The sequence below is a fragment of the Thauera aminoaromatica genome, assembly GCF_000021765.1.
Classification (GTDB): domain Bacteria; phylum Pseudomonadota; class Gammaproteobacteria; order Burkholderiales; family Rhodocyclaceae; genus Thauera; species Thauera aminoaromatica.
This window is the reverse complement of the sequence record NC_011662.2, coordinates 624,168-643,774: the sequence shown is the minus strand read 5'-3', so window position 1 is coordinate 643,774 and position 19,607 is coordinate 624,168. Positions and strand designations below refer to the sequence as shown.

The window sequence follows — 19,607 nt, the reverse complement described above, 5'->3', positions numbered from 1 at the left end:
CCGGACGCAGATGGCCCCATTTGGCGCCGTCTGCCCCGTCCAAGGCCCAAAACCACAACCACGAAGGAGACGTTTCATGAAAAAGACCCTGCTCGCCACCGCCGTCCTCGCACTCGGCGGCTTTTCGAATGCCGCCCTCGCCGACCTGTCGGTCGCCATCGCCGGCCCGATGACCGGCCAGTACGCCTCCGCCGGCGACCAGATCCGCAAGGGCGCGGAGATGGCGATCGCCGACATCAATGCTCGCGGCGGCGTGCTCGGCGAGAAGCTCAAGCTCGAGGTCGGCGACGACGCCTGCGATCCGAAGCAGGCGGTGTCGGTCGCCAACACCATGGTCAACAAGGGCATCGTGTTCATGCACGGCCACTGGTGCTCCAGCTCGACGATTCCGGCCTCCGAGGTCTATGTCGAATCCGACATCCCGATGGCCACGGTGTCGACCAATCCGCAGGTCACCGAGCGCGGGCTGAAGAACATCTTCCGCATCATGGGTCGCGACGACCAGCAGGGCCTGGTGGCGGGCAGCTACATCGCCGAGAAGTTCGCCGGCAAGAAGGTCGCCGTGGTGGACGACAAGAGCGCCTACGGCAAGGGCCTCGCCGACGAGATGGCCAAGGCCATGGAAGGCAAGGGCATGAAGCCGACGCTGCGCGAGTCCATCACCGCCGGCGAGAAGGACTACTCGGGCATCGTCACCAAGCTCAAGCAGGCCGGCGTCGAGGTCATGGCCTACGGCGGCTACCACACCGAGGTCGCGCTCATCCTGCGCCAGGCCCAGGCTGCCGGCCTGCAGCTCACGGTGATGGGCGGCGACACCATGACCAACTCCGAGCTCGTCACCGCCGCCGGCCCCACCGCCGACAACGTGATGTTCACGTTCTCGCCCGACGCGCGCAAGAACCCGAACGCTGCCCCGGTGGTGGAGAAGTTCCGCGCCGCCAAGACCGAGCCGGAAGGCTACGTGCTCTACGCCTACGCGGCGATGCAGCTCTTCGAGCAGGCAGCCACCGCCGCCAAGAGCACCAAGTTCGCCGACCTCGAGAAGGCCATGCGCGGCGGCAGCTTCAAGACCGTGATCGGCGAGCTGTCCTTCGACGCCAAGGGCGACCAGAAGGCGCCGGGCTTCGTGGTCTATCGCTGGAAGGGCGGGCAGTACGACTACGCGAACTAAGTCGCAAGCTCGTCCGAGCCGAGGCTTCGGCGCCGCAATCGCGGCGCCGGTGTCCGTGCCCCCGTCGGCCCACAAGGAGACCGGGGGCCGGCGACGGGCTGCGAGCGACGACTTTCGATCCAGCGCTTGATCGCGGCTTGCGCCGCTCCTACAGGGCGCGGCCCCGAGCGGGATCCGCGCCATCCGCACCGCCACAGCAGGAGACATCGTGGCCTACGCCCTTCAACAACTGATCAACGGGCTCACGCTCGGCGCCATGTACGGCCTGATCGCCATCGGCTACACGATGGTGTACGGCATCATCGGCATGATCAACTTCGCCCATGGCGACATCTTCATGGTGAGCGCCTTCATCGCGGTCACCGCGTTCACGATCCTCGCCGCGGCCGACGTCACCTCGATCCCGCTCGCGCTCACCTTCGTGCTGATCGTGTCGATCTTCTTCACCTCGGCCTACGGCTGGGCGGTCGAACGTACCGCCTACCGTCCGCTGCGCGGCTCGACCCGGCTGGCGCCGCTGATTTCCGCGATCGGCATGTCGATCTTCCTGCAGAACAGCGTGCAGCTCACCCAGGGCGCGCGCGTCAAGCCCATCCCGCCCGTGCTCGAAGGCGGCATCGTGCTGTGGGACGCGCCGGGCTTCACGGTGCAGATCGGCTGGAGCCAGATGCTGATCATCGTCACCACGGTGATCCTGATGAGCGCCTTCACCTGGATGATCACGCAGACCCCCTTCGGCCGCCAGCAGCGCGCCTGCGAGCAGGACCGCACCATGGCCGCGCTGCTCGGGGTGAACGTGGATCGCACGATCTCCTACACCTTCATGCTCGGCGCGGCGCTGGCCGCGGTGGCGGGCGTGATGGTCACGGTGTACTACGGCGTGGTCGATTTCTTCATCGGTTTCCTCGCCGGCATCAAGGCCTTCACCGCCGCGGTGCTGGGCGGCATCGGCTCGCTGCCGGGCGCAATGCTCGGGGGCCTGCTGATCGGCCTCATCGAATCCTTCTGGGCCGCCTACCTGTGGGCGGAATACAAGGACGTCGCCACCTTCGGCATCCTGTGCCTGGTGCTCATGTTGCGCCCCTCCGGCCTGCTCGGCCGTCCTGAAGTGGAGAAGGTCTGATGAGCGCCGTCGTCTTTGCGCGTCACGCGATGACGCCTTCTGAACGCCTGCGCGACGCCGGCTGGGTGGCCTTCGTCGGCCTCATCCTGGGCATCCCGCTGATCGGCCTCACCACGGTGGACGTGGGCGGCCGCCTGGGCATCGAGACCCGCTTCGGCCTGCTCGCCGCGGCGGTGGCCGCGGTGTTCGCCGGCCGCCTGCTGCTGCGCTGGGCGATCGACCAGGCGCGCAACCGCAAGCAGGACCGCGACCGCGCCAGCACCTCCACCGCCGCCGACCGCGCCCACGGCGCCCAGCGCGTGGTGAACGTGCTCGGCTGGGTGGCGCTCGGCGCCTCGATCGCGCTGCCGATCGTGTTCTCCGACAACCGCTACGTGGTCGACACCGCCACCACGGTGCTGATCTACGTGATGCTGGGCTGGGGCCTCAACGTGGTGGTGGGCCTCGCCGGCCTGCTCGACCTCGGCTACGTCGCCTTCTACGCGGTGGGTGCCTACTCCTACGCGCTGCTGTCGACCCAGTTCGGCTGGAGCTTCTGGGAGGCGCTGCCGGTGTCGGGCGCGCTCGCCGCCAGCTTCGGCATCCTGCTCGGCTACCCGATCCTGCGCCTGCGCGGCGACTACCTCGCCATCGTCACGCTCGGCTTCGGCGAGATCATCCGCATCATCCTGGTGAACTGGACCGAATTTTCCGGCGGCCCCAACGGCATCAGCTCGATCCCGCGCCCGAGCTTCTTCGGCCTCGACTTCACCCGCAGCGCACCGGAAGGCGGGCAGACCTTCTCCGGCTTCTTCGGCCTCGAGTTCTCGCCGATGCACCGCCTGATCTTCCTCTACTACCTGATCCTGGTGCTGGCCCTGCTGACCCACGCCTTCGTGTCGCGCCTGCGCAAGCTGCCGGTGGGCCGCGCCTGGGAGGCGCTGCGCGAGGACGAGATCGCCTGCCAGGCGATGGGCATGAACACCACCAACATCAAGCTCTCGGCCTTCGCCATCGGCGCCATGCTGGGCGGCTTCGCCGGGGTGTTCTTCGCCGCGCGCCAGGGCTTCATCTCGCCCGAGAGCTTCACCTTCACCGAGTCGGCGATCATCCTCGCCATCGTCGTGCTGGGCGGCATGGGCTCGCAGATGGGGGTGGTGCTGGCGGCGACGCTGCTGGTGCTGATCCCCGAGTTCGGCCGCAACTTCGCCGAGTACCGCATGCTGCTGTTCGGCCTGGCGATGGTGCTGATCATGGTGTGGCGCCCGGGCGGCCTGCTGTCGCACCGCGAACCGACGGTGCGCCTGAACGCGCTCGACAAGACTCCCGCGACCCCGGAGGCTGCGCGATGAACACACCCGCCACCCTGCTGTCGGTGCGCAACCTGACCATGCGTTTCGGCGGCCTCACCGCGATCGACGACCTCTCGCTGGAGGTGCCGGCGGGCAGGATCACCGGCATCATCGGCCCCAACGGCGCCGGCAAGACCACGCTGTTCAACTGCCTCACCGGCTTCTACAAGCCGACCACCGGCACCCTGCGCCTGGCCCACCCGACGCGTGGCGAGATGCGCCTGGAGGCCCTGCCCAGCCACCGCGTCGCGCGCGACGCGCAGGTGGTGCGCACCTTCCAGAACATCCGCCTGTTCCCCAAGATGACGGTGCTGGAAAACCTGATCGTCGCCCAGCACAACGTGCTGCAGCGCGCGTCGAAGTTCTCCATCGCCGGCCTCTTCAAGCTGCCCGGCTACCGCCAGGCGGAGCAGCAGGCGATCGAACGCGCGGCGATGTGGCTGGCGCGCCTCAAGCTCACCCACCTCGCCGACGACGCCGCCGGCGACCTGCCCTACGGTATCCAGCGCCGCATCGAGATCGCACGCGCGCTGTGCGTCGATCCGGTGCTGCTGTGCCTGGACGAGCCGGCCGCCGGCCTCAACCCGCGCGAATCCGCGGAGCTGAACGAACTCCTGCTCTACCTGTGCGGCGAGATGGGCATCGCGATCCTGCTCATCGAGCACGACATGAGCGTGGTGATGAACGTGTCCGACCACATCGGCGTGATCAGCTACGGGCGCAAGATCGCCGAGGGCACGCCGGCGCAGGTCAAGCACGACCCGCAGGTGATCAAGGCCTACCTGGGCGAGGACGAGGAAGAAGAAGTGACTGGAGGGGCCGCGGCATGATGCTCAAGATGGAGGGCGTGCACGCCCATTACGGCCACATCCACGCGCTGCGCGGCATCGACGTCGAGGTCCAGGTGGGCGAGATCGTCACCTTGATCGGCGCCAACGGCGCCGGCAAATCGACGCTGATGATGAGCCTGTTCGGCAACCCCAAGGCCAGCGCCGGGCGCATCGTCTTCGACGGCGAGGACATCACCCGCGTGCACACGCACGAGATCGCCCGCCGCGGCATCGCCCTGGTGCCCGAAGGCCGGCGCATCTTCCCGCGCATGACGGTGATCGAGAACCTGCAGATGGGCACCGCCCACGCCGACCCGGCCAACTACGCCGCCGACACCGCGCGCGTGTTCGCGATGTTCCCGATCCTGCAGGAACGCCAGGCGCAGCGCGCCGGCACCCTGTCGGGCGGCGAGCAGCAGATGCTGGCGATCGGCCGCGCGCTGATGAGCCGCCCCAAGCTGCTGCTGCTCGACGAGCCCTCGCTCGGCCTGGCGCCGATCTACATCCGCAAGATCTTCCAGATCGTCAGGGAGCTCAACCGCGACCACGGCATGACCATCCTGCTGGTCGAGCAGAACGCCAACCAGGCCCTGCGCGTGGCCGACCGCGGCTATGTGCTGCAGCACGGCGAGATCACCCTCGCCGGGACCGGGGCGGAACTGCTGGCGAGTCCGGAGGTGCGGGCGGCGTATCTGGAGGGCGGCCACGCCTGAGAGGCGCGTGAGGCGTGCGACGCGAGAGGAATGGCGCCAACCGGGGCCGCTCCGCGATCAGACGAAACGCCGCGGTTTCGACGCGATGCGGCACAATCGCGCCGCATCGCGTCGGGTAGGAGCGACGCAAGTCGCGATCGGGTAGTGCCGCAGCGCCGTAGCGATTTCCGCCCGCTGCAATCGCGACTTGCGTCGCTCCTACGGAAAACCGCCACGCCTCCGGAAGCGCCCGAGTGCCGGCACACCTGTGCCGTCCCCGCGATCGGTTCGAACACGCATCGCCACCGGTCGAAGCCCCTCAGGGTGCTCTCGACCCACCTCACCCACCAATCGCCCCTCTCCAGATGTCCCACACCCCCCAACCCGCCCGCTGGCTCCCCTTCGTCGTCCTCGGCATCGGCCTCGCCGCGATCTCCTTCGGCGCCATCTTCGCCCGCCTCGCCCAGGCCGAGGGGGTGAGCTCGCTCGCGGTCGCGACCTGGCGGCTGGGCTTCGCCGCGCTCATCATCACGCCGGTCGCCTTCCTGCAATCGCGCCATGAGCTCGCCCGCCTCACCCGCAGGCAGATCGGCATGGCGCTGGCCGCGGGCTTCTTCCTCGCGCTCCACTTCGCCACCTGGATCAGCTCGCTCGAATACACCTCGGTCGCCTCGAGCACCGCGCTCGTCACCACCAACCCGCTGTGGATCGGCCTGGCCTCCTTTCTCATCTTCCGCGAGACGCCGACGAAGATGATGATCGGCGGCATCGCGCTGTCCTTCGCCGGCAGCCTGTTCATCTTCTGGAGCGACAGCCAGACCGCCGGCGCCGGCAGCAACCCCATGTTCGGCAACCTCCTCGCGCTCGTCGGCAGCTGGTGCTTCTCCGCCTACCTGCTGATCGGCCGCCGCCTGCGCGCCGGCCTCGGGCTGCCGGCCTACATCTGGCTCGCCTACGGCGCCGCGGCGCTGTTCCTGTTCGCCGCCAGCGGCGCGGGCGGCGTGGAACTGTTCAGCCTGTCGAACACCGCCTGGCTGGTGCTGCTGGCGATGGCGCTCGGGCCGCAGCTGCTCGGCCACACCGCCTACAACTGGTCGCTGCGCTACGTGTCGGCCACCTTCGTCGCGGTGGTCACGCTGGGCGAGCCGGTAGGCAGCGCGCTGCTGGCCTTCCTCGTCTTCGGCGAAGGCTTCGCGCCGCTGCAGTTCGTCGGCTTCAGCCTGCTGCTGGTGGGTATCTACCTCGCGGCGAAGGGCGAGAAGGGCGCAGGCAGCGGCGAATGAGAAGCCCATCCACTGCGCTGGGCGCGGCGCAAGCCGAGGCGCTTGCGAAACCCGATGCCATGGCCGCCGAGGTCAGCGCACCCCGGCCACGCTGCGGTCGAACACTGCAGCGTCGTCGAGGCCCAGGCGGCCGATCCCGGGCAGGCGCAGGCCGGGGCGGTTGAGATCGAGGCCGAAGTTGAGCCCGAGGAGGTTCAGCTCGACGCCTTCCTGCACACCCACGCTCAAGCCCAGCAGGCCGAGCAGCGAGAACTGCACGCCCGACCCCGAAGGCGACACGCCCAGCGGACGCGTGACGGGGCGATAGTCCTTGCCAATCGCGTTCGCGGGCAGATCCAGGCGCAAGGCCGGCACCTCGCGGCCGATGTGGGCAAGAAAGGTATTGCTGTTCGGGCCGGGATAGCTGCGGTACGCGTCCGCGTACGGGTAACTCGCCACCGCGGCCTCGATCTGCCCGATCATCGCCTCCACGCCTTCGCCGCGATGCTCCACCAGCACCCTCGGCACGGCCCCGAACCAAAGCCCGTCGGGCAAGGCGTAGTTGCGCCGCACCACGTTTCCACGCCCCCAGCCGATGACGTCGTAGCGGGTGTAGACGGTGTCGCCGGCACGCTTGTAGATGATCCACGGATGCACCGCGAAGTAGCCGCGCCAGCCGTAGGTGGCCGCGGCATACACCTGCACGATCGCGGTATCCGCGAAGCGCTCGGGGTCGGGTGCGATGCCGGCGGAGTGGCGCGCCGCGCCGCGCCAGCCGCCCTCCGCGCCAGACACCGCGGGACGCGGATCATTGGCGAAGCTGAGCCCCACCGCGAGCAGCAGCAGGACGGCAAGGATGCGCAAGCCGATCGAGAGGGTGTTCAAGCGGTTTTTCCTGTTGCGGGGCCGCAAGGCCAGTTGTGCTTCGATCGCCGCTCGCGCATCGAGTTCTACGCCGGCGCAGCCGTCGTTTTCATTCTGAAAAGTTATAAACTTTTTCTTTGAAAGACGTTTCGAGTATTTCAGCTTTCCCGTATTCTGCGGCGCATCATGGCAGCGCCGCGCAGTCCGGCGCGCCGGCCCCCAGCAAACGGAACCGACGGACGACACGACCATGCTGAAGAAACTCGCCCCCCTTCCCCTGACCATCGCGCTCGCCGCCAGCCTCGGCTTCGCCACGCCCGCCTTCGCCAGCACCACTGGACAAAGCCCCGCCGCCGCGGTGGCGACGACCGCCGCCCCCGCCCCGCTGCTCCAGCCGGCCGAACTGAAGACCCTCCTCGGCCAGCCCGGTGTGCGCGTGCTCGACATCCGCGCCGAAAAGGACTATGCCGCTGGCCACGTGCCCGGCGCGGTGAACACCCCCTATGGCAAGTATCGCGGCCCGAAGGAAAATCCCGGCCAGCTGCCCGCCGAGGCCGCCCTGACCCAGCTCCTGCAGGCCGCCGGGGTCGATCGCGACACCCACGTGGTCGTCGTGCATGCCGGCAGCGACCACACCGACTTCGGCGCCGCGGCGCGCGTGTACTGGACGCTCAAGGTCGGCGGCCTCACCCGCCTGTCCATCCTCGACGGCGGCAGCAAGGCCTGGCAGGCCGCCGGCGGCGCGCTCGAGACCGCCGCGCCGCAGGTCGCGCCCAGCCAGTTCAGCTACCGCTACGACCAGGAGCAGGTCGTCACCAGCGAGGAGCTCGCCGCCGCGGTCAAGGCCGGCAACGCACCGCTGCTGGTCGACGCTCGCCCGCCCAAGTTCTTCGCCGGCGAGACGCGCACCGACGCCGCCGCGCGCTACGGTACGCTGCCGGGCGCGAAGTCGTTCGACAACGCGCAGTTCTTCCCCCAGGGCGGCACCACGCTCAAGCCGGCGAGCGAGCTCAAGGCCCTGGTCGCGCAGTCCGGCGCCGCCGCCGCACCCGCGGTGTCCTTCTGCAACACCGGCCACTGGGCCGCCACCAACTGGTTCGTGATGTCGGAGATCGCCGGCAACAAGGCGGTCAAGCTCTACCCCTCCTCGGTGGTGGAATGGAGCCAGTCCGAGCTGCCGATGGACAACCAGCCCTCGCGCCTGAGCGCGCTGGTGCAGGACGCCAAGCGCGCGCTCGACAAGTAAGGCGGACGCGACGATGCGCTGGTTCTTCCGATTCCTGCTGGTCTTCGGCGCACTCGCGGGCGTGCTCGCGGTGACGCTGGCGGCTGGCCTGCGCCAGGGCCTGCTCGCGCTGCTGGGCGTTGGCTTCGGCGCGGTACTGCAGGGCGCACGTTTCGGCTTCACCACCGGCTGGCGCGACATGATCGAGCGCCGCGACCCGCAAGGCCTGTGGGCGCAGATGCTGCTGATGGTGCTGGCAGCGGCGCTCACCCTGCCGCTGCTCGCCGGCAGCGGCGGCGAGCTGGTCGGCGCAGTGGCGCCGCTGACGATCAGCCTGGTGCTCGGCGCCTTCCTGTTCGGTGCGGCGATGCAGCTCGCCGACGGCTGCGGCTCGGGCACGCTCTACAAGGCCGGCGGCGGCTCGCCGCTGTCCCTCGTGGTGCTGCCCACCTTCGCCTTCGGCAGCTTCCTCGGCGCCTCGCACCAGCCCGCCTGGATCGGGCTCGGCGGCCTGCCGGCGGTGAACCTGCTCGCCTTCGGCTGGCCGACCGCGCTCGCGCTCACCGTGGCCGGCTGCGGCCTGGTGGCCTGGCTGGCCGGGCGCGCCGCACGCAGGGCGGGTGGCGACGCACCGCCCTCGCCGCAGGCCATCGCCGAGCGGCTCGTACGCACCGGCACGGCGAGCTTCGTCGCCGCGGCCGGGCCCGCGCAGTCGCGCTGGGCGACGCGCTGGTGGCTGGGGGCGCTGCTGCTGGCGGTGCTCTACCTGGCCCACCTGGTCGTCGCAGGCCAGCCCTGGGGCATCGTGTATGGCATGGGCGTGTGGGGCGCGAAGGCGGTCTCCATGCTCGGCTGGGACCTCTCGGGCGACGCCTTCTGGGGCGTGGCGCCGCATGCGCAGCGCCTGGTCGAGCCCATCCTCGCCGACGTCACCTCGGTGACCAACATCGGCCTGATCTACGGCGCGATCGCCGCCTCGCGCTGGAACGGCGCGCCGAAGTTCTCCGCGCCCTCCGGGCGCCGCCTCGCCGCCGCCGCGGTGGCCGGGCTGGTGATGGGCTACAGCGCACGCATGGCCTTCGGATGCAATGTCGGCGCCTACCTGGGCGGCATCGCCTCGGCCAGCCTGCACGGCTGGGTGTGGTTCGCGCTCGCCTTTGCCGGCTCCATCCTCGGTGTGCGCATCCGCCGCCGCGTCGGTGCGTGAGGAGGAAGACATGGATAAGGAAAGACTCTTCCGCACCGGCTTCGCGGCCTTCTGGCTGATCGCCCTCGGCTTGCTGGTGCTCGACACCATGAGCAGCAGCAGGATCCGCGTGGAACCGCCGCCGATCGCGCTCGGCAGCGGCCAGGCCGCCTCGGGGGGGCATTGCTCGGGACGTTAGGCGTAAGGCCTAAGGCGCGAAAGCCGGACGCGCCTTACCCGAGTCCCACCCAGGCCAGGCCGGCGAGCAGGCCGAGCGCGACGCTGGCCATGCCGGCGGCGGCACGTAGCGCGAGGGCGCGGCCCCCGATCACGCTGGCGAGGCCGAGCTTGAAGCAGAGGTTGGCGAGCATGGCGATGCCGAGCGCGGTGACCGTGGCGACCAGTTCGAGGCGCTCGAGCGCGTACAGGCGCAGGCTGGACAGGGTGATCGCATCGACGTCGGTGAGGCCGGAGACGAAGGCCAGCACGTACAAGCCGCGATTGCCCGCATAGTCCGACAGCCAGGCCGCGGCCAGCAGCACCAGCGCATAGGCCGCACCGAAGCCGAGCGCGGTCTTCAGTTCGGTCGGGTTGCCGGTGGCGGGCAGCACGGTCTCGTGACGTTCGGCGAGCCGGCGCCACAGCCACAGCGCACCAAGGGTGCCGAGCACGAGCGCCGGCACGATCAGCTTCAGCAGCGGCGCGGCGACGCCGGGTGCGACCACGGCGGCGATCCCCCATACCCGCAACACCATCACCAGGTTGGCGATCACGATCACGAGCGCGGCCATCGCACCCGCCGCGGGCAGCTCGCGCGCCTGACGCGCGTACAGCAGCGTGGTCGCCGTGCTCGATGCCAGGCCGCCGAAGACACCGACGAAGGCGGCACCGTAGCGCACGCCGGCGATTTTCAGCGCCGCATAGCCGGCCAGGCCGACACCGGCGATCAGCACCACCATCCACCAGATCTGGCGCGGATTGAGCGCGCCGTGGGGGCCCATCTCCTCGTCCGGCAGCATCGGCAGGATGACCAGCGAGAGCACGCCGAACTGCAGGATCGAGATCCAGTCGCGTTGTTCCAGCCGCGTCGCCACGCCGCGGAGTTGTGCCTTGAAATAGAGCAGCACGGTGGCCCCCACCGCAAGCATCACCGCGAGCTGCGCGTGGCCGAGCCAACTCGCGGCGCCCAGGCAGTAGCACAGCACCAGCGCCGCCACCGAGGTGGTGCCGGGATCGGAAGAATCGGGGTGGCGCAGGTAGGCGGCGATGATGGTGAGGCCCACCAGCACCAAGCCGGCGACGAAGGGCGCGGGGCTCCCGAGCTGTTCGCCGAGCATGGACACCAGCGCGCCGAGCATGCCGACCAGGCCGAAGGTGCGCAGCCCGGCACGCGCCGAGGGCACACGCTCGCGCTCCAAGCCGATCAGCAGGCCGATTCCGGTCGCGATCAGGAAGGCTTCGATCTGTTCGGCATCGAGCGGCAGCATGTCCGACATGGCGGCGGGCCGGGTGCGGCCCCGGCAGAGGGCGATCGACAGCCCGATCATACGCCGGGGCGTGCGCGGCGATGCAAGCACGCCCGTGCCGGGATACGATTCGCTCCACACGACGCTCGCGGCTGCGCGATGGACGCGGGGTCCGCCCGCGCGGCGCGGCATGGAGAAGCACAGATGAGACTTTTGCTGGTCGAGGACGACCCCGCGCTCGCGGAGGGCATCGCGGAATTCCTGCGCGGCCAGGGCGACGAGGTCGAGGTGGAAGGCGACGGCATGCGTGCAGACCGCCTGCTGCAGAACAACGGCTACGACTTCGTCCTGCTCGACGTCGGCCTGCCCGGGCTCGGCGGCTACGAGCTGGTGCGTCGCATCCGCAAGCGCGGCCAGCGCATGCCGGTGATCGTGATCACCGCGCGCGACGCGCTCGACGACCGCATCTACGGGCTCGACCTCGGCGCCGACGACTACCTGGTGAAGCCCTTCGAGCTCGCCGAGCTCAGTGCGCGCATGCGCGCGGTGCAGCGGCGCGGGGGTGGCGCCGGGGCGAGGCTGGCCTTCGGGGCGCTGGCCCTCGACCTCGACGGCCGCCTCGCCGAGCTCGACGGCGCGCCGATGACGCTCAGCGGGCGCGAGTGGGAGGTGCTGGAGGCGCTGGTGCGCGCCGACGGGCGCACGGTGACGCGCGAGAACCTTCAAGGCGACGGCAGCGGCAACGCGCTCGAGGTGTGCATCTCGCGCCTGCGCCCGCGCGTGGAGGCGGCAGGGTTGCTGATCCGCACCGTACGCGGCTTCGGCTACCGCCTCGAACGCAGCAAGGAGCAGCGCGACGGTGCAGACCAGCCTCCGGCGTAAGCTCCTCAGCAGCCTCGCCGCACCCACCGGCCTGCTGCTGGCGATCGCCGGCGCGGTGGCCTACGGCACGGCCAAGGGCATGGTCGGCGATGCCTACGACCACAACCTGCTCAACCTCGCCCACGCGATCGCCACCCATGTGCACCCAGAAGCGGACGGGCTCAACCTGAGGCTGTCGTCCGAAGTCGAGGCGGTGCTGCGCAGCGACACCCAGGACCGCATCTACTTCCGCGTACGCGACCTGGGCGGGCGCCTGCTCGGCGGCGACGCGGCCCTGCCGCTGCTCGACGACAGCGATGCGGCATCCGCTTTGCCGGTGCCCTACTCCCCGGTCGGCCGCGAGACACCGCAACCGCCGCGCGCGCCCTCCACGCGACCGCTGTTCCGCGATCTCGTCCATGCGGGCGAGCCGATCCGCGCCTTGCGCCTGTATCGCGAAACACCCGCGGGCGGCTACTACGTCACCGTCGCCGAGACCCTGGTCAAGCGCGAGGCGGCGATGGACCGACTACTCCTCGGCTTCGTCTCCGCCGGCGCCCTGCTCCTGCTCGCCGCCGGCATCGCCGCCGGACTGGGCATTCCGAGCGGTCTCGCCCCGCTCGAGCGCCTGGAGGAGTCGCTGCGCCGGCGCGCGGGCACCGACCTGTCGCCGATCGACCCCAAGGCCGTTCCCGACGAGGTGCGCGAGGTGGTGCGCGCGCTCAACGGCCTGCTCGAGCGCCAGCGCAATGCCAGCGCCCGCCAGCGCGAGTTCCTGCAGGATGCCGCGCACCAGCTGCGCACCCCGCTCGCCGGCCTGCAGATGCAGCTCGAGCTGCTCGAGTCGCGCCCGCTCGACGAGGCCGCGCGGCACCGCCTGCGCGTCTCGGTGGCGCGGGTGATCCGGCTCGCCAACCAGTTGCTCGCGCTCGCCCGCGCAGAAGCAGGCGGCCGCCTGGTCGCGGATGCGTCGGAAGTGGAGCTGACCGCGCTGATCGACCCCCTGGTCGAGGACTGGATCGAGCGTGCCGACGCCCGCGCGATCGATCTCGGCGTCGAGCGCGAGGCGGTGCGCATGGTCGGCGACCCCACCCTTCTGCAGGAGCTGATCGCCAACCTGATGGACAACGCCCTCAAGTACTGCGACGAAGGCGGCAAGGTCTCGCTGCGCTGCGCGCGCGAAGAGGGCCAGGTGTGCATCGAGGTCGACGACGACGGTCCGGGCATCCCCCGCGAAGTGCGCGAACAGGTCTTCGAGCGCTTCTACCGCCACGCCGGCACCCGCGCCAGCGGCAGCGGCCTGGGTCTGTCGATCGCGCGCGAGATCGTGCGTGGCCACGGCGGCAGCATCGCGATCGACGACGGCCCGGACGGGCGCGGCACCCGCGTGCGCGTACTCCTGCCAATCGACGGCCATCACGGAAAAACCGCGGGGCGGTGAGCCTTCGCCCACCGCCCCGCGGTCTTGCGTGCTGCCCGCCGGCACCCTCGCGGATGCCGGCGGAGCGCTTGCTGCTTAGTGCGCCGAGGCCGACGCCGCGCCGATACCGGTCTCCGAGCGCACCTTCTGCGCCATGTAGCCGGCACGGTCTTCCTTGGCACGCGCGCTGTTGTCGAGGATCGAGAACAGCCAGATGCCGATGAAGCCCGCGGCCATCGAGAACAGCGCCGGCGAAGCGTAGGGGAACAGCGCCGAACCCTTCGGGTTGCCGAGCGTGACTTCCCACACCGACGGCGACACGACGGTCAGCACCACCGCGGTGATCAGGCCGAGGAAGCCGCCGATCGTCGCGCCGCGGGTCGTGCAATCCTTCCACAGCACCGACATGAACAGCACCGGGAAGTTGGCCGAGGCTGCGATCGCGAAGGCCAGCGACACCATGAAGGCGATGTTCTGCTTCTCGAACGCGATCCCCAGCACGACAGCGATCGCACCCAGCACCAGGGTGGTGATGCGCGAGACCTTGAGCTCGGAAGCCGAGTCGGCCTTGCCCTTCTTGAACACCGTGGCGTACAAGTCGTGCGACACCGCCGAGGCACCCGACAGGGTCAGGCCGGCCACCACCGCGAGGATGGTCGCGAACGCCACCGCGGAGATGAAGCCGAGGAAGACGTTGCCGCCGACCGCGTTGGCGAGGTGGATCGCCGCCATGTTGCTGCCGCCGATCAGGCCGCCCTTGGCATCGAGGAAGGTCGGATTGGTGGACACCAGCACGATCGCGCCGAAGCCGATGATGAAGGTGAGGACGTAGAAGTAACCGATCCAGGTGGTCGCCCAGAACACCGACTTGCGGGCTTCCTTGGCATCCGGCACGGTGAAGAAGCGCATCAGGATGTGCGGCAGGCCGGCGGTGCCGAACATCAGCGCCATGCCGAAGGAGATCGCGGAGATCGGATCCTTGATGAAGGAGCCCGGTCCCATGATCGCCTGGCCGACGGTGGAAGCTTCCAGAGCGGTCTTCCCGGTGGCAGCCGACACTTCGGTCTTGACGCGGACCGCATCGGCGAACAGCGCCTCGGGCGAGAAGCCGTAGTTCAGCAGCACCATGAAGGCCATGAAGCTTGCGCCGGCAAGCAGCAGGCAGGCCTTGATGATCTGCACCCAGGTGGTCGCCGTCATGCCGCCGAACAGCACGTAGATCATCATCAGCGCGCCGACGATGACCACCGCCATCCAGTACTCGAGGCCGAACAGCAGCTTGATAAGCTGGCCGGCGCCGACCATCTGCGCGATCAGGTAGAAGGCCACCACGACCAGGGTGCCCGAGGCCGCGAAGGCGCGGATCGGGGTCTGCTGGAAGCGGTAGGCCGCCACGTCGGCGAAGGTGAACTTGCCCAGGTTGCGCAGGCGCTCCGCCATCAGGAAGGTGATCACCGGCCAGCCGACCAGGAAGCCGATCGAGTAGATCAGGCCGTCATAGCCGCTCGCCATCACCGCCGCGGAGATCCCGAGGAAGGACGCCGCCGACATGTAGTCGCCGGCGATCGCGAGGCCGTTCTGGAAGCCGGTGATGCCGCCACCGCCGGTGTAGAAGTCGGCCGCCGACTTGGTCTTGGCCGCCGCCCACTTGGTGATGTACAGGGTACCCGCCACGAAGGCGGCGAACATCAGGATCGCCGTCCAGTTGGTGGCCTGCTTCTCGGCCTGGCCGAGATCGCCGCCCGCGGCAAGCGCCACCGAGGACAGCAGGGCGAGCACGAGGCCGCCCGCGAGTTTCGCGTTGGTACCGATCATTTGCCCGCCTCCTCGACGATTTCACGGGTGAGCTGATCGAACTCGGAGTTCGCGCGGCGCACGTAGAAGCCGGTGATCAGGATGGTGAACACGATGACGCCGAAGCCGACGGGAATGCCGACCGTCATCACGCCCTCGCCCAGGCGGGCGGCGAGCGATTCCTTGTTGAAGGCGATGAGCGCGATGTAGCCGTAGTACACGAACATCATGATCGCGGTGAGGATCCAGCCGAAGCTGGAGCGCGTGCGTACCAGTTTCTGGTACTTGGGGTTTGCGGCGATTTTGGTCGCCATATCGTTTTCCATATCTCCCTCCTTCTGCGGTGAAAGGACCGGACGCCTGCCCGGTTGTGCGCACCTTAGGGGCGGAGACTTACACTCCGCTTACGAGCGCATAAAAATTTCTTTTCCAACAGATACTTAACGGATTCTTGCGTGAAGCTTGCACATTCTCCTCCAATTCCATCCGGATGGACAGGACAACGGCGGCCGCCGGGGCCGCGGGGATGAGCAAGCTCGGGGCGTACCCGACTCAGGCGGGCAGGAAGGCCTCGAAGTCCGCTGGGAGCGGCGCGTGCTCCAGGCTGCGCTGGGTGAACAGGAAGCGGCCGTCGCAGACGAAGCCGAGGTCCTCCCAGTCCACCGCGTTGAGGGCGTCGCGGAAGGCCTCGATGTCCACGTCGGCGCGGCGCGGGAAGATTGCCAGCACGGCGCCGTCGTAGTCGGTGCAGGGATGGACGAAGAAGGGCTTCGGCACCCGCGTCTTGCCGTTCACATACACCCGCGGCTGCGCGCTGCGGTGGTGCAGGCGGCCCCACATCCACCAGTTCGACTCGTCGAAGCGGGTGACCTTGCGCTGCAGCAGGCGCGCCTTGTGCGGCGCCAGCAGCGCCGGCGGCGGATCGCCCGGCTCGCTCCAGATCATGCGCCGGGTCTGCCCGGTGCTGACCGTCGACGAGCACACGAAGTCGCGGTTGCCATTTACCGCGTCGGTGAACAGCTCGTCCGCGCCCGACACCGCGCCGACCTTGACGAAGGCCACGTCGGCCAGGCGCAGCGGGTAGTCGCCGCGCGCGAACATCAGGTGGCCGCCGGCCTCGACCAAGTGGCGCTCCTCCCAGGCCGGCGCCGCCAGCCCGGCGGCGAGGTCGTCACCGACGCCGAGCGCGCAGTAGCGCATCGCGCGCGCGCTGCGCCCCTTCTCGAAACGCCAGATCAGGCAGTTCGGCACCGCGTCGTCGAACACGCGCGCGTCGCCGAGCTCGATCGCGTCGGTGATCGAGCCGGACTCGACCAGCAGGCGGTTGAGCTTCACCGCCGAGGTGGCCTTGAGGAAGTCGCGCGGGGTGATGAAGATCAGCTCGCCGCCCGGGCGCAGGTGGCGCAGGCACTTGGCGATGAAGAAGAGGTAGAGGTTGGCGCGGCCATCGAGGAGGTCCCCGTAGGCGCCGCGCTCGATCAGCGCCCGCGTGCTCTCGGCGATGTCCTGGATGCGCACGTAGGGCGGGTTGCCGATGATGGTGTCGAAGCGCTCGCGCTCGGGGTAGGCGAAGAAGTCGATCGCCTGCGCGCCGGGCGGACAATGGTCGGGATCGAGCTCGAGACCGACCGCGCCGGGCAGATGGCGCAGGAAGGCGCCGTCGCCGCACGAGGGCTCGAGCACGCGGCCCGCGTTGCGACGCAGGGCGACCATGGCGCGCACCACCGGCTCGGGGGTGAACACCTGGCCGAGCGCGGCGACGTCGCGCAGGCCCAGGGGAAGCTGGGCGGGCAGGGAGGAAGAGGCGGCGATCGGAGAGGACATGGGGCGCGATCTTACCAAGCGCGCGCGCGGCGAGGGCCCGGATTCACGGCGCTGCGCGGAGCGCTGCCCTCAGAGCGCGGCGATCGCGACGCGCAGGCGGGCGATCAGCCCGGGCACGGCGCGCAGCCGGCTCGCCTCCTCGTCGAGAATGGCCTCGAAGGCACGCTTGCGAAACACGCGCAGCTCCGACGCGTCGGGTGCACCGGGTCCGCCGACGGCGCTGGCGACGATGCCGACCAGCCGCTCGGCCGCATGCAGGCGCCCCCACAGGTAATCGTTCTCGCGCGCGGCCGCGCTGAGGAAGCCGCCGAAGCCCGCGAACGCGGTGCCCGCGAGCGCCGGGCGCCCCTCCGTCACGGAGGCGAGCGCGGTCGCATCCTGTGGGCTGATGCGATCGATCAGCACCTCCTCCAGCGGCCCGCTGCCGAGCGCGAGTGCCCCCAGCGCGGGGCGCAGGATCACGTCCCAGTAGAAGTAGCCGAGATAGGCGGTCAACAACTGGCGGCGGCAGTGCGGCTCGATCGCCCGCACCGCGTCGGAGACCAGCACCGCGTCCATGTTCGCGTTGGCCTCGCCGATCCGGCAGGCGTCGCCGATGCGCTCGATCAAGGCGTCGAGCGCGACCGCGTTGCGCATCGCGAACGCCGCCGCATCCGCCTCGGACCGCACCGCCGCAGCAGCGGTCGCCGGCTGCAGCAGGGCACGCACCGCGGCGGCGGCGGGCGCATCGACGAAGGCGCAGTCGTCGTAGATCGCCAATGCGTCGAGGCACTCGTGGATGCGCGTCTTCACCACGTCGAGCACGCCCGGGGCGGTGGTGCAGCGGCCCTCGCCCGGCAGGGCGTGGTAGAGGGTGTTGAGCTCGTGCAGCACGAAGTTGATGCGGCGGCGCTTGTACTCGATGCCGAAACGGATCACGACGCGCGCGAACGCGGGCATGTCGGCATCCTCGCCCACATCGTCCGCGATGCGGTAGTGCTCGCGCAGGATCCCGGCGTGCGCCGCCCACGCCTCCACCACCTGCTGCAGCCAGCGCGCGCCCGGCGATTCGCGTGCGCAGCCGCACAGGCTGCCGAGCAGGCCGGCGAGGAAATCGAGCGCTTCCAGCACCAGCGCACGCCACCACGGGTCGTACACCAGCGGCATCGCCCCCAGCATGTTGGTCGAGGTCAACCGCCAGTGGCGCAACTCGACGGCCGTGAAGGGCCCCGACAGGGCACCACCGGTGGCGCGCTCGACGAGCGCCTCGACCTCGGGCCGGCTCTGCACGATGGTCGCCTTGAGGCGGCGGATCTGGCGGTTGTAGCGGCTGATCTCGGCAAGCTCCTGGTGGATCGGCTGGTGGCGCGGCAGGTCGGACAGGGCACTGCGCAGGACCTCGAACCAGCCCGGCTCGCCCTCCCCGCCATCGCTGCCGGCGCCCTCGCCGACGCGCGCCTCGGCATGCGGATCGATGAAGATCAGCCGCCGGTCCACCTCGCGGAAGGCGCGATGGACCCGGATGTAGCCGACCGCGGCGAGGATGGGCTTGTTGTCGAGCACGCTGCCGTCGAGCAACACCACTTCCGCCGGGTTCATGCCGCTCGCGCGGTAGTGCGCGAAGTTGCGCGCCAGGAAGCGCTCGCGCGTACTCCACGTCAGCCCGCGCGCGGCCAGCAGGGCGTCCATCTCGGCCAGCCGGGCGGGCGGGAAGGCGCCCGGATAGGACGCCGAGGCGCGCGCCGCGAAGGCGAGCGAGGGCGCGTTGTCGAGACCGAAGTCGCTGTCGAGCTCGCCGGTCCTGCGATGCTCGCAGGCGAAGCGCAGCAGGTGGCGATGCTCGCGCTCGCGCAGCAGCGGCGGGTCGTGGGTGAACAGCGCGCGCTCGATGCCGCGGAAGTCGGTCACCGTGACCGCCAGCGACAGGCAGGTACCCGAGGGCAGCAGCGAGCCGGCGGCCACCGAACCCGTCTCCATCGCGAGCAGGCCGTCGAGCAGCTCCGCGCTCAGCAAGGCCCCGTCGAGCGGCGCGCTGAACCAGCGCGAACGCACGAAGGCGAGCGCGCGCTCGAGCGTCTCGGGGTCGGGCTGGGTCTCGAGCATTCCCTCGCGCCGGGCCCACGCCAGCAGCGGCCGCAGCAGCGGGCGGAAGTACCACTTGTCCCACTTCCCGGCGCGCGCCTCCGGTGCGATCAGGCGCTGCATGTCGGCGCGCTCCAGCCACAGCCGCGTCACCGGCGCCAGGCTGAGATCGTGCGCGAGCGCGCGCGCGAGCGCGATGCCGTTGATGGCCCCCGCCGACGCGCCCGAGATCACGTCGACCAGCACGCGCAGGTCCACCATGCGCCCGAGGCGCTTGAGCAGGTCGAAATACACCTCGGCGGTCCACGCGTCGGCGCCCGCGCCCGCCGGATACACATGGCCGGGCGCCTGCTTGGCGGCGGGCCCTTCGACGCGGTGGTAGGCGCGCGAGGCGCGCGCGAGGTTGAGCAGTTCGCGGTTGATGCCGTGCTGGTACACCGCGAGCGAAACGCCGCCGAACAGCACCAGTGCGAGCCGCAGTTCCTTTTCCTTCATCG

The 19,607-nt window shown here is 69.9% G+C and carries 17 protein-coding genes; 11 read left to right on the top strand and 6 right to left on the bottom strand.

The features are described 5' to 3' along the window. The first annotated feature begins 76 nt into the window (after positions 1-76). The 6 genes from TMZ1T_RS02755 (at position 77) to TMZ1T_RS02730 (ending at position 6,430) form a co-directional block, all read left to right on the top strand. Positions 77-1,171 (top strand): branched-chain amino acid ABC transporter substrate-binding protein, encoded by a 1,095-nt coding sequence (locus TMZ1T_RS02755; protein ID WP_012584513.1) that lies wholly within the window; start codon positions 77-79, stop codon positions 1,169-1,171. Positions 1,172-1,379: 208 nt separating this feature from the next. Next, positions 1,380-2,294, top strand: a complete 915-nt coding sequence (locus tag TMZ1T_RS02750; RefSeq protein WP_012584512.1) for an ABC transporter permease subunit — start codon at positions 1,380-1,382, stop codon at positions 2,292-2,294. Continuing rightward, positions 2,294-3,625 carry a high-affinity branched-chain amino acid ABC transporter permease LivM gene (gene livM, locus TMZ1T_RS02745; RefSeq protein WP_012584511.1) on the top strand — a complete coding sequence of 444 codons (1,332 nt, stop codon included), beginning with the start codon at positions 2,294-2,296 and terminating at the stop codon, positions 3,623-3,625. The genes TMZ1T_RS02750 and livM overlap by 1 nt, the downstream gene beginning before the upstream one ends. Then, positions 3,622-4,455 carry an ABC transporter ATP-binding protein gene (locus tag TMZ1T_RS02740; protein ID WP_012584510.1) on the top strand — a complete coding sequence of 278 codons (834 nt, stop codon included), beginning with the start codon at positions 3,622-3,624 and terminating at the stop codon, positions 4,453-4,455. Before livM ends, TMZ1T_RS02740 begins: the two co-directional genes overlap by 4 nt. Next, complete coding sequence (locus TMZ1T_RS02735) at positions 4,455-5,168, top strand: ABC transporter ATP-binding protein (RefSeq protein WP_004321579.1); 714 nt, start codon at positions 4,455-4,457, stop codon at positions 5,166-5,168. The genes TMZ1T_RS02740 and TMZ1T_RS02735 overlap by 1 nt, the downstream gene beginning before the upstream one ends. A gap of 344 nt (positions 5,169-5,512) precedes the next feature. Further along, positions 5,513-6,430 (top strand): DMT family transporter, encoded by a 918-nt coding sequence (locus tag TMZ1T_RS02730; protein WP_012584508.1) that lies wholly within the window; start codon positions 5,513-5,515, stop codon positions 6,428-6,430. Between the two features lie 72 nt (positions 6,431-6,502). Here TMZ1T_RS02730 and TMZ1T_RS02725 read toward each other — a convergent pair whose 3' ends face one another. After that, a complete protein-coding gene (locus TMZ1T_RS02725) occupies positions 6,503-7,525 on the bottom strand; it encodes a DUF3750 domain-containing protein (protein WP_261789167.1) in 1,023 nt (340 codons plus the stop codon). Here TMZ1T_RS02725 and TMZ1T_RS02720 point away from each other — a divergent pair. The 3 genes from TMZ1T_RS02720 to TMZ1T_RS21270 are packed head-to-tail and all read left to right on the top strand — an operon-like array spanning position 7,524 to position 9,883. After that, on the top strand, positions 7,524-8,519 hold the full coding sequence (locus TMZ1T_RS02720) for a sulfurtransferase (RefSeq protein ID WP_004321574.1): 996 nt from the start codon (positions 7,524-7,526) through the stop codon (positions 8,517-8,519). The two genes, TMZ1T_RS02725 and TMZ1T_RS02720, sit on opposite strands and share 2 nt — an antisense overlap. 13 nt (positions 8,520-8,532) lie before the next feature. Further along, on the top strand, positions 8,533-9,705 hold the full coding sequence (locus TMZ1T_RS02715; protein ID WP_012584506.1) for a YeeE/YedE family protein: 1,173 nt from the start codon (positions 8,533-8,535) through the stop codon (positions 9,703-9,705). Between the two features lie 10 nt (positions 9,706-9,715). Further along, complete coding sequence (locus TMZ1T_RS21270; protein ID WP_004313084.1) at positions 9,716-9,883, top strand: hypothetical protein; 168 nt, start codon at positions 9,716-9,718, stop codon at positions 9,881-9,883. 34 nt (positions 9,884-9,917) lie between these two features. Here the strand turns inward: TMZ1T_RS21270 and TMZ1T_RS02710 are convergent, their stop codons facing one another. Continuing rightward, on the bottom strand, positions 9,918-11,180 hold the full coding sequence (locus TMZ1T_RS02710; RefSeq protein ID WP_012584505.1) for an MgtC/SapB family protein: 1,263 nt from the start codon (positions 11,178-11,180) through the stop codon (positions 9,918-9,920). 174 nt (positions 11,181-11,354) lie between these two features. On the opposite strand from TMZ1T_RS02710, the gene TMZ1T_RS02705 reads away from it, so the two are divergent. Both TMZ1T_RS02705 and TMZ1T_RS02700 read left to right on the top strand, forming a co-directional pair. Beyond that, a complete protein-coding gene (locus tag TMZ1T_RS02705) occupies positions 11,355-12,032 on the top strand; it encodes a response regulator (RefSeq protein WP_004313080.1) in 678 nt (225 codons plus the stop codon). Further along, positions 12,010-13,452 (top strand): sensor histidine kinase, encoded by a 1,443-nt coding sequence (locus TMZ1T_RS02700; protein ID WP_012584504.1) that lies wholly within the window; start codon positions 12,010-12,012, stop codon positions 13,450-13,452. The genes TMZ1T_RS02705 and TMZ1T_RS02700 overlap by 23 nt, the downstream gene beginning before the upstream one ends. 75 nt (positions 13,453-13,527) lie before the next feature. On the opposite strand, the gene TMZ1T_RS02695 is transcribed toward TMZ1T_RS02700, so the two are convergent. The 4 genes from TMZ1T_RS02695 to TMZ1T_RS02680 form a co-directional block, all read right to left on the bottom strand. Continuing rightward, positions 13,528-15,246, bottom strand: a complete 1,719-nt coding sequence (locus TMZ1T_RS02695) for a cation acetate symporter (protein ID WP_004313077.1) — start codon at positions 15,244-15,246, stop codon at positions 13,528-13,530. Continuing rightward, positions 15,243-15,551, bottom strand: a complete 309-nt coding sequence (locus TMZ1T_RS02690; protein ID WP_004313076.1) for a DUF485 domain-containing protein — start codon at positions 15,549-15,551, stop codon at positions 15,243-15,245. The genes TMZ1T_RS02695 and TMZ1T_RS02690 overlap by 4 nt, the downstream gene beginning before the upstream one ends. Before the next feature lie 226 nt (positions 15,552-15,777). Next, positions 15,778-17,049: an Eco57I restriction-modification methylase domain-containing protein gene (locus tag TMZ1T_RS02685; RefSeq protein WP_004313071.1), complete on the bottom strand. Its 1,272-nt coding sequence runs from the start codon at positions 17,047-17,049 to the stop codon at positions 15,778-15,780. 69 nt (positions 17,050-17,118) lie between these two features. Continuing rightward, positions 17,119-19,605, bottom strand: coding sequence for a patatin-like protein (locus TMZ1T_RS02680; RefSeq protein WP_004313069.1), 2,487 nt, complete (start codon positions 19,603-19,605; stop codon positions 17,119-17,121). Positions 19,606-19,607 lie beyond the last annotated feature (2 nt).